Raw genomic sequence first — 13,851 nt, forward strand, 5'->3', positions numbered from 1 at the left:
TTATTTCTCAAGCACGCAAAAAACGTCCGAGTTAAAGCATGCCCTCTTTTGAGATGAGCGCATGCATACACACTAAAGAATATTTCTATACTTAAATTGAATCACGACCTTTATCCACCAAAGTAAAAACCAGCGTTTTAACTCGCATATCGGCCGTATATTGAAAGACGACTTTTTTACCCGGATATATAGAAGAATCTAAAAGAAAGGACTCCCAACCACCAGTTTGCCCCATCGGCTCCGGCATTCTGATGGGCCCCCTTGACTCCGTTGGATTGCCAAAAACCGCATGCACATCGGACTGAGTCATTGCAGATCTGTAGGGTGCAGGAAGATCCCCCTCGTACTCGATAGTTGATGGTGTCGTCTTTACCAAGGTTACGAATAGCGTTTCAAGTCGTTTGGTGTCCGCCCAGAATGTAAGGCTGAGTCCGGCCTCCAGAACCATGTCCAACAGATCACAATCAGGATATAACGCCTCCAAGAGCTGATCCTTCGCTATAAAATCTCTACTGACGAGTTCCTCATAACTTGCCCCCAAGTTTTTTACCCACTGGTTTATCGTCGTGATGCTCATCAATACCATCCCTGCTCTGTGTGAAGCTTGTGGAGTTTCAATCGAACCGCTTCGACAGAAGCCTCGTTAAATCCGTGCTGCAACAGCCCGACCTTCAAAGCATCAAAATTAACATCAACCGCGCGCTTAAGATCGTCTGCGTCCTGAACTTGTTTTTCTCTATTATTTCGCGCCCCATAAGTTTCGCTAAATTTCCGGTGAACTTCAGAAGGTATCGCTACGCTTGGGGCTCGTCTTACAAACTCCTTCCTTTCTATATGACCAATTTCGGGGAATGCGTACATCAGATGAATCTCCAACGCCCTGCGCGAAGGAATGTGATCTATATCCAACCCATCCCCCCTGCTCCGACCACTGAGTTCATTGTAGGGCCCAACCTCTAACGGTTCGACTGGTGGCCCGACAAACACCAGCTCCGGAGAAGGCAGTTCCATCCCTCCCGGAAACCCAGGAATATTGGCACCAATCAACCCTTCATCAACAGCCGGAAACGTCTCGTTCTGCGGTAGGACCGGGATGACAGAACCGCCGGGATAAACCTCGGGTATTGGCTGAGTAATCGGCGATGTTGTAGGACCGAGTTGCTCGACGCCCGGCGGAATCAGGGGCGTCCAGGCACCCGAACCGACAGGGCGAATTGGCCAGGACACCACCGCCGGCAGGATACCCAAAAGGCCCTGAGTACTTTTCGGCGTGGCAATGCTGATTTTATCGAGGTTGAAGGGGTTTTCGCCGAGTTCGGCAATCTCCCAATAACGCAGTTCGTATTCACGCCGCTCGCCGACCCAGGTACTTTTCGGCGCATAGGGTGCAAAACCTTGTTCGAGGCGCTTTTGGTTCACCTCATCGAATCGGCCGGTTAGCAACTCCTGCTCGCCGAGGGTTCGCCAGAACGTTGAGTCGAAGGCCGCGAACGAGTGGATCTCCCGGCCTCGAAGCTGATCGCCGATCTGCGCTGGAATCTGCGCGCCGTTACTGAGCGTTCGCAACCAGTCGGCCGTGGCCGGTTGACCACTTCCGATGACAACGCCCGAGCCCATGGGCGGCAGGTTGAAAGACAGATACGTCGGCGGCAGGCCGGGTACGCAGACAATGCAGTCCTGTATGCGAAAATCCACACCCACCGGTACGGTCTGAACCTGCGTGGTCATAACCGCCAACCGCGCCTGGCCTATCGTGGCGGTCTGAGCGGCAGCGTCTGGCGTGAACTGCAGATGCCGAGGTATTGATCCTGGACTCTCTGCGATATAGAGCCCGGTGAGCGGGTCGAATACTGCATTGATGACGGGCACAAACTGGCCGATCTCAGAACCCGTGCTGACGGCAATAAGCGCGGTGCCTTCCGACACCGTTTCGGGTTTGAGCCGATACGCAACCTCTACCGAACCGCCGGCGTCAGCAATCGATTGCAGCACTTGATGGTCCGCAAGGCCCAGCGCGTGCGCAGGAATGGCGACAGCCTGAAACAGGCGCCGACGTTGCTCGGCAGTCAACTCGCCATTGCCGACGGTTGGCGAGTACACCATGGCCGTTACGAATACCGGCCCTGTCCTGACAGCTATTCGCCCAAAATCCATGAGCGCTTCGCCAGCAGCCTGCACAGCCTTTTCAAGCACGGCAGCGATTTCTTGCGCAACGAACACGCCCTCTCGGGTCAAAATCAACCCGCCAGAGGAAAGAGCAGAAGCAGGCGCCGTCAGCGTATTGGCCTGCCTGACCCGCTCGACGCGAAAATCTTCATCGGCCTGTTGCCTGAACCGAATACGTGCGTCGCGTTGTTCGGCCTGTTGCCGGTGACGCTCCCGAATAGCCTCATGCTCACGCCAGACAATCGTCTGTTCGGTGTGACGTCTGGCCAGCGCGCTGGACTTGTCGGTGAGCGCACTTACTTGAGCCGACAGCAGCCGAGCTTCATGCGCCGCGTTGTAAGCGTTTTCCCAGATCTGATGCCCGTCATTCAGCGCCTGGCCAAACGCCGCCAGGCGCGTCAGGTAGTCGTTTGAATTACGGTTGAGCGGATCATGCCCATCGAATGATCGGGCAACGGCGTTCTTGGCATTCAGCTCTGAAGTTTTGCGGGCGATCAGCCCGTCGATTTCGTTTTTTGCTTTGGTAAGGAGGTAAAGCTGCCAGCGCTCGCTTGAAGTGCCGGTGTGGTGCTGGCGCGCTGCCGAAATCTCCTGTTCAAGGGACGGCACGAGTTGCGCCGCCCGGGCTGCAAAGTTTCGGTCGGCCTCGGCTCTGATGGCGTCATGACGCTGCGCCAAAGCGCCAAGAAGCTGGTGAAGGGCCTGCGCCTGAGCCTGAGCTGCAGCGGCCTGCGTTTTGGCTGCCGCTTGCGCCTGGGCGTGTTCCTTTGCCTGACGATCAGCTTCTATGGCCCGCTTTCGAGCCTTCCGCTTACTTTTGCTGGTTTTACCGAATCCACCTGAAACCCCTCCACTGCCACCAAAGCCACCACTAAAGCCACCACCCGAAGATGACGGCCCGGATCTGATGACAACGTCCCCAGTTGATCCATCTTTAAATGTTTGTTGTGCCATACAGTCACTCCTTGTCTGTATGGCGCAGCATGTCGATGAAGCGGTGGTCAGGTGCGGTACATAGTTATCGGACGGGGATTTTTTCGAAAATCAGCGCACATGGGTTTGTTTGAATGCGATCTCCATTCGCGGATTCAGTTTGCCGCTTTTGCCTGACGTTCTTAATCCCCTCAACCTCCTGTTTCGTATTAACTTTTTAGTACACGAAACAAAGCGCGAACCCGCCCACAAAACCAAAGAATTAATCCATTCGACTGGCTAACCCTCGGTTAACTGCTAGCTTCAACTGACGTGTCCTACAGGCTTGATAGGAAAGGGATTACGCCGTAACGACCAAACATAGGGTCGAGTTCGCCCACTGAGCCACCAAGGAACCGGGGAATCATGTCGAAGAATCTGGGAGCTCACGCCTGTTTGCTGGCGGCAATGCTGGCATCTGCCTTTTGTGCACACGCCGATAACGCCGAGGACGCCAATAAAAGTAACAACCCGCTTAACCTCGCGCCCGGCGTCAACCTGCAGGATTACTACACACCCAAACTGTATGACACCAACGTCCACACCAATGACGCGCTGCTGCGCGGCACCCTGCCCGTGGCGCCTAACGACTTCATCGGCGTGCCGCAGTTGCTGCGCGCGACGTTACCGATCAGCACCCGCCCCGACCCGCACAACGGTTACAGCACCGGCATCGGCGATCTGAACCTGTTCGATATTTTCCTGCTCAAGACCGACGGCATTCAGTTGGGTATCGGCCCGCAGATCACTGCGCCCACCGCCGCGCAAGATGAGTTGGGCACGGGCAAATGGCAGGCCGGCCTCGCCGCCATCGCCATCGATTCGTCGCCTCGCGGCCTGCTGGGCGCGCTGGTGCAGTATCAGAGTTCGTTCGCTGGCGACCATGATCGCGCCCACGTCGAAACCGCCACGATGCAACCTTTCATCATTCATAACCTGGCCAAGGGTTGGTACTTGCGCTCGACCGGCACCTGGACTTTCGACCTGAAAAACGACACCCATTACATTCCCGTCGGCTTCGGTGGCGGCAAGGTCTGGAAATCCGGGACCAACGTTTTCAACGTCTTCGTAGAACCCCAATGGACCGTGGAACGCAAAGGCGATGGCTTGCCGCAGTTCACGCTGTTCGCCGGGATCAACGTCACCTTCGGCAAATAAGGACATTTCTATGCACAGTGCACTGCGGGTCGCCGGTTTCGGCATCATGGCGACGTTCGTCAGTTGTGGCGTGGGCGCCCAGGCGCAAGCCCAGGAACTCGACAGCCGAATCGGCAACGTGGCCATGGAAGGCGAACTGCCGGCTCACGCGTCCATCCCCCTGCTCTACGCCGAACTGGATTTCCAGCAAGCGACCCAGAGTTACCTGTGGGCCTTGCCGCTGGTGTCCTACGCTCAATGGCAGGAGGAGTTTCGCGACAAACTCGGGGCCCACAGCGGCGACTTGATGGTGCTCAACAGTTACGAAGACAAGCTAGGCGTGATCACCGCCAACGCCACCACGCCGTACATTCTCGGGTTTGTCGACCTCAATGAAACCGGTCCGCTGGTGATCGAACTGCCGCCGGGCCCGACGGCGGGCGGCGTCGGTGATTTCTGGCAGCGGGCGATCATCGACATGGGCCAGACCGGCCCCGACAAAGGCAAGGGTGGCAAGTACCTGGTGCTGCCTCCGGGCGCCGAGCCACCGGCCGATGCCGGCAAGTATTACCTGGCCAAGTCGGAAACCATGAACGTGCTGGTGGGCTTTCGCGTGCTCGATCCGGACCCGGCCAAAGGCAAGGCACTGGTCGAGCAATTCAAGATGTACCCCTACGCCAAACGCGCCGAGCCTGGCAAAACCCGGCTGCTCTCCCCCGACGGCAAAGCCTGGTCCGGTACTCAGCCACGTGGCCTGGCGTACTGGGAGCGTTTGCATCAGATCATCCAGAAAGAGCCGGTCAACGAACGTGACCGTTTCTACATGGCCATGCTCGCCAGCCTGGGCATCGAAAAGGACAAGCCATTCAACCCCAATGACAACCAGCGCAAGGCCCTGGAACAAGGCGCGCAGGTCGGCGAACTGATCGCCAAGGCCAACACCTTCGCCAAGCGTTTCCCGGAGGCGCAGTACTGGAAGGATCGTCAGTGGGACACCGTGCTGAACATCGCCGAGCCGTCCCAGCGCGTTGCGTATTACGACCAGTTGTGGGAGCGCAGCGCCTGGTTCTACGAGGCGGTCACCAACACCAAAGGCATGGTGTCGAAAACCCCGGGGCTGGGCCAGACGTACCTCGGCGCCTACACCGACGCCAAGGGCAACTGGCTCGACGGCGCCAAGAGCTATCGCTTGCACGTTGGCGCCAACCCGCCGGCCAAGCAGTTCTGGTCGATGACCGTGTACGACATCGACAGCCGTTGCCTGATCGACAACCCGCAACGCAAGGCCGACCTGTCGTCCCGCCAGGATCTGAAAAAGAACGCTGACGGCTCGGTGGACCTGTACTTCGGCCCGACCGCGCCCAAGGGGTTCGAGAACAACTGGGTGCAAACATTGCCGGGCAAACATTGGTTCAGCTACTTCCGGCTGTATGCGCCGACCGAGGCCTATTTCGACAAGAGCTGGAAACTGGATGACATCACCGCTGTGGAGTGACACCCGGTGACCCTGTGGGAGCGAGCTTGCTCGCGATGGCTTATTGACAGGCAATACCTGTGCTGAATGGACAACCGCAATCGCGAGCAAGCTCGCTCCCACAAAGGTTTCTGTGTTCAGTCTCAACTGACTGGCATTACACGAAAAGGACACGACATGCGTTTTGAGAAAACCCCACACCTGATGCTTGCCAGTCTCTCGTTACTCTTGAGTTGCAGTGCCTGGGCGGATTTCAGCGCCACACCGCAAGAGGCTCGCGGCATCGCCAAAGAAGCTTATCTGTACGGCTTCCCGGTAGTAGAGATGTACAAGACCCTCTACACCCAGGCCGTGGACAAGGCCGGGCCGAACTTCAAGGCGCCGTTCAACAAGATCGGCAACACCGCCAAGGTATTCACCCCGGCCGACACGGCGTTTGTCACGCCCAATTCCGACACACCTTATTCCTTCGTCTGGATGGACCTGCGCGCCGAACCGGTGGTGCTGACCTTGCCGCCGATTGCGGAAAACCGTTACTACTCGGTGCAGTTGATCGACCTCTACACCCAGAACTTTGCCTACCTGGGCACCCGCAGCACCGGCAACAAGGGCGGCACGTTCATGATTGCCGGTCCCGACTGGCAGGGCCAGCAACCGGTGAACATCGATCGACTGGTGCGCAGCGAAAGCAGCATTGCCTACGCGCTGTATCGCACGCAGTTGTTCGACAATGCCGACCTCACCAAGGTCAAGCTGATCCAGAACGCCTACAAGGTGCAAACCCTCAGCCAGTACCTCAAACAACCGGCGCCACCGGCCGCGCCGAAAATCGATTGGCCAAAACCCACACCCACAATGAGCGACAGCCCGGAACTGTTCCGTTACCTCAACTTCATGCTGAGTTTCGCCCCGCCCCAGGACGTGGAAAAGGACCTGCTGGCGCGCTTCGCCAAGATCGGCATCGTCGGTGGCCAGCCGTTCAAAGTCAGCGATTTGAGTGCTGAGCAACGCAAGGCGCTGGAGGACGGTATCGCCGACGGCAAGGCCGAATTCGCCCAGTTCAAAAAGGACAAAATCGACACGCATCAGGTCACCAGTGGCGACTTCTTCGGCACTCGCGATCACCTTAAAGGCAACTACCTGTACCGCTACGTCGGCGCCAATGTCGGCATCTTCGGCAACTCCGCCGAAGAGGCGAACTACATCGGCTACTTCGTCGACAACCAGGGCAAACCGCTTAACGGCGCGCGCCACAGTTACACCCTGCACTTCAATAAGGATGAACTGCCGCCTGCCGATGCCTTCTGGTCGCTGACGATGTACGACGGCAAGACCAAGTTACTGGTGGCCAACCACCAGAAGCGCTACCTGATCAACTCGCGGATGTTGCCCAAGCTCAAGCGTGATGCCGACGGCGGCCTGACCCTGTATGTGCAGCATTCAGAGCCGGTGGACGGCAAGAAAAGCAATTGGCTGCCAGCGCCGCACGGACCGTTCTACTCCGTGCTGCGCCTGTACCTGCCTAAACCGGAAGTGGTCAACGGCCAGTGGAAAATCCCGTTGCTGACGCCGATTGGCCAGTAAGTCACGCACGGTCCTACCGAACATTGCGGGAGCAGCAAAATGCGTTCGAGCCCATCAAGGATGACTGCACTGAGGCGAGCCATGACGCCTCTGTTGAGCCAGGCCGACAACTCGCCGTTTTTCGACGGCACACGGCACAACGGCGGGATGACCGCTCGCTCGGACACCGTTTCGGAACGCACCGGCTCGCCCGATGTGCACACCTGGACCCTTCGCCTGCAGTACACCTGGTAACGGAGCGCTGACCGATGATGACCGCATGGATGCGCACTCACCTGACCCTCTGCGGGGCCATGCTCAGCGGCCTGGCCTGCGCCGCTGGCAACTTGCCGGCCCTCGGCAGTACGCCGACGCAGCCGGCGGCCAAGGGTGACCCCGAAACCTGTCATCGCTTGCAGCAAGACTTCGACATCGATCTGAAAAAAGTCGTGGCCGCCGGTTGCGACCCGTCCACCGAGCAAATCGCCAAGTTGATGGACAACCCGGTGGGCAACCTGGTGTTGCTGTTCAACCAGTACGACTACACCGCGCTCAAAGGCCCGAACAGCAACGGCACGCGCATGCTCGGCAAATACAGCTTCATGCCGACCTTCCCGATTTCTCTCGGCGAAGACTGGAACCTGATCAACCGCTTGCCCATCAGCTACGTCAGCGCCCCGGTTAACCATAAGGCCGGCAACCTGATCGGCATGGGGCCGAACGAAATCCTGAGCGATCGCAGCGACTTCGCCTCGGTGGTTCAGGACCCGTTCGACCGCACCAGCGGTTTCGGCGACCTGGCGTATGTCGGGGTGTTCTCGCCCAAGGAACCGATCCGCTTTGCCGGCGGCGGCAAAATGGTCTGGGGCTTCGGCCCGACGGCGATGTTCCCGACCGCCTCACAAGATGTACTCGGCACCGGCAAATATTCCCTCGGCCCGGCGTTTGTCGCCGCGTACCTGGGCGAAGACTGGACCCTCGGCCTGTTCCCGCAGCACTGGTGGTCGGTGGCCGGCGACAGCAAACGCAAGGACGTGAGCCTGACCAACATCCAGTATTTCATCCAGCGCACCATTCCCGGCCCGGAGCAATGGCGGGTCGGCATGACGCCGAACATCACCGTCAACTGGAAGGCCGAGGGCGGCAACAAAGTGACCTTCCCGATTGGCCTCGGCGCCGGACGGATCTTCAACTTCGGCAAGTTGCCAGTGCGCATTTCCGGGGAGATTCAGTACTCCGCCATTCACCCGGAAGACTTGATCAGCAGCCGCTGGAATTTCCGTTTGTCGTTCATCCCGGTCATTCCGACCTTTATGTTTTAAGCCTGCATTTGAGAAAGGGAATGCCCATGACCGCACTCAATGATCTGAACGCCCTGCAAGCCAGCATCGCCGAATCGGTACTCGGCCAGGACCAGGTGATCCGCCAGATCCTCCTCGGCCTGTTGGCCAACGGCCATTTGTTGCTGGAAAGCCTGCCCGGCCTGGCCAAGACCCGCACGGTCAAGGCCTTGGCCAAGCACCTGGACGCGAAGATGAGTCGCATCCAGTTCACCCCGGATTTGCTGCCGTCGGACATCACCGGCGCCGAGGTGCTGCATCAGGTTGAGGGCAAGAACGAAATCCGTTTCCAGCCCGGACCGCTGTTCGGCAATTTGATCCTGGCCGACGAAATCAACCGCGCCCCGGCCAAGGTCCAGGCGGCGTTGCTCGAAGCCATGGAAGAACGGCAAATCACCGTGGCCGGCAACAGCCATGTACTGCCGGAACTGTTCATCGTGGTCGCGACGCAAAACCCGATTGAACAGGAAGGCACCTATCCCCTGCCGGAAGCGCAGATGGATCGCTTCCTGATGAAAGTGTTGCTCGATTACCCGAGCGCGCAAAACGAGAGCCAGGTGCTGCGATTGCTCCGTGAGGAAGAGTTTGCCTTGGGCGCCAAAACCGCAGCGGTGCCCGGTTTTGCGCTGTCCCAAGAGGTGATTTTCGCTGCACGTCGCGAAGTCAGCGGCATCCATGTGTCCCCGGCCATCGACACGTATCTGATCGACCTGATCAACGCCACGCGCCACCCGGCGGATTACGACGCCGACCTCGGTCGCTGGATCGCCATCGGCGCCAGTCCTCGGGGCGGGATTGGCCTGGACCGCTGCGCCCGCGCCGATGCCTGGTTGCAAGGGCAGGATTTTGTGTCGCCGGACAACGTCCGGGCCGTGGTGCATCCGGTGCTGCGTCATCGCCTGCAACTGAGCTACGACGCGGTCGCGGACGGCGTGACAGCCGATCAGGTGCTCGACCGTTTGCTCGATAAAGTGGCGATTCCCGCATGAACCCCGATGGGCTGGTCTATGTCTCTCTGGCGCAGTTGATGGCGCTGGAGTTCAAGGCCCGTGACCTGAGTTTCACGGCGCGCCAGCCCCAGGGCAGCATCCTCGCCGGCAACCATGCCTCGCGGTTGCGCGGTCGTGGCTTGAATTTCGATGAGTTGCGCCGCTATCAGCCGGGTGACGATTTACGGCATCTGGATTGGCGCGCCTCCCTGCGCACCGGCAAACCGGTGGTGCGGACCTTTACCGAGGAGCGTGATCGCCCGGCATTGATCCTGGTGGATCAGCGCATGTCGATGTTCTTTGGCTCCCAGCGCAGTTTCAAATCGGCGATCGCCGCTGAACTCGGCGCATTGGCGGCGTGGATGGTGTACAACGGCGGCGACCGGGTTGGCGGTTTGGTGTTCAACGACCAACGCATCGACAGCATCGCCCCGCTGCGCAGCCGCAAACGGCTCGAAGCGCTATGCAGCCGCATCGCCCAGCAGAATCAGGCATTGAACGCCGCGAACCCCGACGCCGAGGATGAGGACCAACTCGATAAGGTCTTGCAGCATTGCCTGGCGGTTGCCGGGCACGATCACCTGATCTGCATCGTCAGCGACTTCGCCGGGGCCGGCGAACGCACCTTGAAGTTGATGCGGCAACTGGCGACCCATAACGACGTGATCGCGATGCAGGTCTACGACCCGCTGGCGCTGAACCTGCCGAAGAACGGGCGGTTGCTGATCACTCAGGGCCAGTTGCAAGTGGAACTGGCGGTGGAGCAACGCCGCGTGCATGAGCCGTTGGGGGATTTTCTCAGCGGTCGGCTCAAGGACGTCGCAACGTTGCTGCGCCGCAGTCAGGTGCCGCTGATGATGTTCAGCACCGCCACCGAAGCCCAGGCCCAACTGCGCACCGAACTGGGCAAGCTCAGCGGCGGCCGGCGATGAACCCGAACATTCCGGGCATCGATCAACTCAAGGAGTTGGGATTACCCGCGCCGGTCAGTTATGCGCCGCAGACGTGGGGCTGGTGGCTGTTGCTGGGCCTGTTAGTGCTAGCGATGGTGTTGGTGAGTGCGCGCAGGGTTTGGCAGTGGCGGCGGGATCGGTATCGGCGCGAGGCGTTGGTGCGGTTGGCGCAATTGCAGCGGCGCAGCAATGATCTGGCCGCCCTTCGCGAACTCCCGGAGTTGCTCAAGCGAGTGGCCCTCTCCATCCCAGATACACACGGACAATGTAGGAGCTGGCGAAGCCTGCGATCTTTGGGCGGCGCCGAAAGCGCTGAAAATCCAGATCAAAAGATCGCAGCCTTCGGCAGCTCCTACAGGGGGACAGCGGCGTTGGGGGGTGAAGAGTGGCAAGCCTTTCTGGCGCGGCACAGTTCGCAGCCATTGCCGACGGATTTCAGCCAACAACTGGCGCAGTTGGCCTATGCGCCCGATGCAACTTTACGGGCACTACCGACCGAACACCGCCAACAGCTGTTCGACACCTGCAAACGCTGGGTGGAGCATCATCATGTGGCAGCTTGATTACCCCTGGCTGTTACTGCTGCTGCCATTGCCGTGGATCGGTTACCGCTACCTGCCCGCTTACCGCGAGGCCCGGAGCGCCGTGCGGGTGCCGTTTTTCAGCGCCATGAGCCGCGCCATCGGCCAGGCACCGAGCGCACCCGGCAGTCGCAACAATCGCTGGCAGTTACTGTTGAATCTGCTGGTCTGGGCATTGCTGCTGGTGGCCGCCGCGCGCCCGGTGTTCGTCGAAAAGCCCATCGAACGCCAACAACCGGTGCGCGACCTGATGCTGGCCATCGACATTTCCCAGTCCATGGAAACCACGGACTTCACCGACGCCGACGGCCAGAAGATCAATCGCCTGGCGGCAGTCAAGGAGGTGGTCCACGGCTTTATCGACAAGCGCAAAGACGATCGCCTGGGCCTCATCGTGTTTGGCAGCGGCGCCTACCCGCAGGCACCGCTGACCCTCGATCACGCCAGCCTGTCGCTGTTGCTGGACGACACCGGCATTGGCATGGCCGGCCCCAACACGGCGATTGGCGATGCCATCGGCCTGAGCCTGAAACTGCTCGATCAGGCCCACGAACAAGAGAAAGTGCTGATCCTGCTCACCGACGGCAACGACACCAGCAGCGCCATTACCCCGGACCACGCGGCGGCCATGGCTTCAGCCAAAGGCGTGGTGATTCACACCATCGGCATCGGTGACCCAACGGCGGAAGGAGAGGCCAAGGTCAACCTGCAAGGCTTGCAGCACATCGCCGAGGCCACCGGCGGCCAGTTCTTCCGCGCCGAAGACCGCAGCGCGCTGGATCAGGTCTACAGCACCCTCGACAAACTCACCCCGCATCAGGTGAAAACCCTCAGTCATCAGCCCAAGCGTGATTTGTTCTGGTGGCCGTTGGGCGCGGCGATGGGTTTGCTCGCGCTTTATCACCTGGGCGCCCTGCTCCGTCCGCGCCTGACGATGGCTCGTCAGCGACAGGAGGCCTGAGATGGAGATCAATCTCAGCGACTTCCATTTCCTCCGTCCGCTCTGGCTATTGCTGGCGCTGTTCGGCGCACTGCTGCCACTGCTGTGGCGCCGTAGCCATGATTTGCAGCGGCGCTTGCGCGGCAACATCGCCGAGCACTTGCTGCCGCACCTGTTGATCACGCCCCAGGACCAACATCGCCTGCGCCCGGTGCATCTGGTCTGCGCGATGTTGATCCTCGGCGCCTTCGCGGCGGCCGGGCCGACCTGGGAACAGGATCGGCCGGAGTTCCTGGAAAACCGCGCACCGTTGATCATCGCCATCGACCTGTCGCCGTCGATGGACGCCACCGACCTGCAGCCCAGTCGCCTGGAAGCGGCGAAACACAAACTCCACGACCTGATTCAGCGTCGTGCCGGCGCCCGCAGCGGTTTGATCGCTTACGCAGGCAGTGCCCACCTGGTGTTGCCGCCGACCGACGATCCGGCGTTGCTCGACACCTTTATCCAGGCCCTGAGCACCGACCTGATCGCCAAACCCGGGAAGAACGTCGGCGCGGTGATCGAGCAAGCCAAGCGTCTATTGGCCGCCGAGAAAACCCCGGGCACGTTGCTGCTGATCACCGATGGCGCGGACACAGCCCAACTGGACGGCCTCGACCAGCAACTCGATGACAGTCAGCTACAAGTGCTGATCCTCGCCGTGGGCCGTGAGGACGGCGGGATCATCCACGACGCCAGCGGCCAGCCGCGCACGGACAGCAATGGTCGCCCGGCTCTGGGCAGCTTCGATCAAGCCGCACTCAAACAACTGGCCTCCGCCGTGGACGCACCGCTGGGCAGCCTGACGCTCAACAACGATGACCTCGACTGGATCGACCTGCACGCCCAGCAGCACTTCCAGAGCGCCAGCGATGAACAGCGGGAGTTGCACTGGAAAGACGCCGGTTACTGGCTGTGCTGGCCGTTGCTGCTGATCGCGTTTTTCAGTGTGCGCAAGGGCTGGAGCCTGAACTGGATGGCCGGTTTGCTATTGGCGCTGGGCATTGGCCTGCAACCGACCGGCGCCGAAGCCAGTGCCCTGACCGATGCGTTTTTCACTCGGGATCAGCAAGGTCGCTGGGCTTTTGAACATGAGCATTTCCCTCAGGCGGCGGCGCTGTTTGTCGACCCCTACTGGAAAGGCATCGCCGCTTACAACGCCGCCGATTACGACCTGGCGCTGGCCAGTTTTGCGCGCCTGGAAACGCCGCAAGCGTATTTCTACCTGGGCAATATCTATGTGAAGCGTTTCAAATTCGACCAGGCGATTTCGGCGTATACCCAGGCGCTGAAATTGCAGCCGCAATTCCCCGAAGCCACGGCCAACCTGGCGCTGGCCATTGCCTTGCAAAAAGACACCGACAGCGCCGAACAGAACGCCCCCGAGGTCAAGCCGGACGAGATCAAAATGGACAAGGCGCCGGGCAAGGGCCAGAGCAAACCGGTGCAGACCGAGCAAGCGGCGTCGGATGAAGTGTGGTTGCAGAACCTCAGTACCTCGCCGGCGAAGTTTTTGAAGCAGAAGTTCAGTTTGCAGGATCAGGCGAGGGGCAAGCCATGATCCTTCTGGACCGAGTCGTGGCCATCGCGAGCAAGCTCGCTCCCACAGGGGAGTTGCGGCGCACACAGGTTCAGTGTGGGAGCGAGCTTGCTCGCGCTGGCACCCGCCCGATCACCACAGCATTCAGCACCTT

The 13,851-nt window shown here is 59.9% G+C and carries 12 protein-coding genes; 10 read left to right on the forward strand and 2 right to left on the reverse strand.

Annotated elements, in window-relative coordinates:
• Positions 1–91: 91 nt before the first annotated feature.
• Entirely contained in the window at positions 92–577 is a 486-nt protein-coding gene (locus tag V5E99_RS02740; protein ID WP_499800748.1) for a DUF6392 family protein, read from the reverse strand.
• On the reverse strand, positions 577–3,120 hold the full coding sequence (locus V5E99_RS02745) for a pyocin-S2/colicin E7-DNase domain-containing protein (RefSeq protein ID WP_499800750.1): 2,544 nt from the start codon (positions 3,118–3,120) through the stop codon (positions 577–579). Before V5E99_RS02745 ends, V5E99_RS02740 begins: the two co-directional genes overlap by 1 nt.
• Positions 3,121–3,504: 384 nt before the next feature.
• Between V5E99_RS02745 and V5E99_RS02750 the strand changes: the two genes are divergently transcribed.
• The 10 genes from V5E99_RS02750 to V5E99_RS02795 all read left to right on the forward strand — a co-directional run bounded on the left by V5E99_RS02750 (position 3,505) and on the right by V5E99_RS02795 (position 13,718).
• Entirely contained in the window at positions 3,505–4,296 is a 792-nt protein-coding gene (locus V5E99_RS02750) for a hypothetical protein (RefSeq protein ID WP_499800752.1), read from the forward strand.
• A gap of 10 nt (positions 4,297–4,306) precedes the next feature.
• Positions 4,307–5,770 (forward strand): DUF1254 domain-containing protein, encoded by a 1,464-nt coding sequence (locus V5E99_RS02755; RefSeq protein ID WP_499800753.1) that lies wholly within the window; start codon positions 4,307–4,309, stop codon positions 5,768–5,770.
• A gap of 156 nt (positions 5,771–5,926) precedes the next feature.
• Positions 5,927–7,333, forward strand: a complete 1,407-nt coding sequence (locus V5E99_RS02760; RefSeq protein ID WP_499800754.1) for a DUF1254 domain-containing protein — start codon at positions 5,927–5,929, stop codon at positions 7,331–7,333.
• Positions 7,334–7,414: 81 nt separating this feature from the next.
• The gene (locus V5E99_RS02765; RefSeq protein WP_499800756.1) at positions 7,415–7,567 is read left to right on the forward strand and encodes a hypothetical protein; all 153 of its coding nucleotides are present in this window, start codon (positions 7,415–7,417) and stop codon (positions 7,565–7,567) included.
• Positions 7,568–7,581: 14 nt separating this feature from the next.
• Positions 7,582–8,634 carry a hypothetical protein gene (locus tag V5E99_RS02770; protein ID WP_499800758.1) on the forward strand — a complete coding sequence of 351 codons (1,053 nt, stop codon included), beginning with the start codon at positions 7,582–7,584 and terminating at the stop codon, positions 8,632–8,634.
• A gap of 26 nt (positions 8,635–8,660) precedes the next feature.
• Positions 8,661–9,641 (forward strand): AAA family ATPase, encoded by a 981-nt coding sequence (locus V5E99_RS02775; RefSeq protein WP_499800760.1) that lies wholly within the window; start codon positions 8,661–8,663, stop codon positions 9,639–9,641.
• A complete protein-coding gene (locus tag V5E99_RS02780) occupies positions 9,638–10,573 on the forward strand; it encodes a DUF58 domain-containing protein (RefSeq protein ID WP_499800761.1) in 936 nt (311 codons plus the stop codon). The genes V5E99_RS02775 and V5E99_RS02780 overlap by 4 nt, the downstream gene beginning before the upstream one ends.
• A complete protein-coding gene (locus V5E99_RS02785; protein WP_499800762.1) occupies positions 10,570–11,157 on the forward strand; it encodes a DUF4381 domain-containing protein in 588 nt (195 codons plus the stop codon). Before V5E99_RS02780 ends, V5E99_RS02785 begins: the two co-directional genes overlap by 4 nt.
• Positions 11,144–12,136, forward strand: coding sequence for a vWA domain-containing protein (locus V5E99_RS02790; RefSeq protein ID WP_499800763.1), 993 nt, complete (start codon positions 11,144–11,146; stop codon positions 12,134–12,136). The genes V5E99_RS02785 and V5E99_RS02790 overlap by 14 nt, the downstream gene beginning before the upstream one ends.
• Before the next feature lies 1 nt (position 12,137).
• On the forward strand, positions 12,138–13,718 hold the full coding sequence (locus V5E99_RS02795) for a VWA domain-containing protein (RefSeq protein ID WP_499800765.1): 1,581 nt from the start codon (positions 12,138–12,140) through the stop codon (positions 13,716–13,718).
• The last annotated feature ends 133 nt before the right edge of the window (positions 13,719–13,851 follow it).

This window comes from Janthinobacterium sp. LPB2021202312-11-4 (genome assembly GCF_037049705.1).
Classification (GTDB): domain Bacteria; phylum Pseudomonadota; class Gammaproteobacteria; order Pseudomonadales; family Pseudomonadaceae; genus Aquipseudomonas.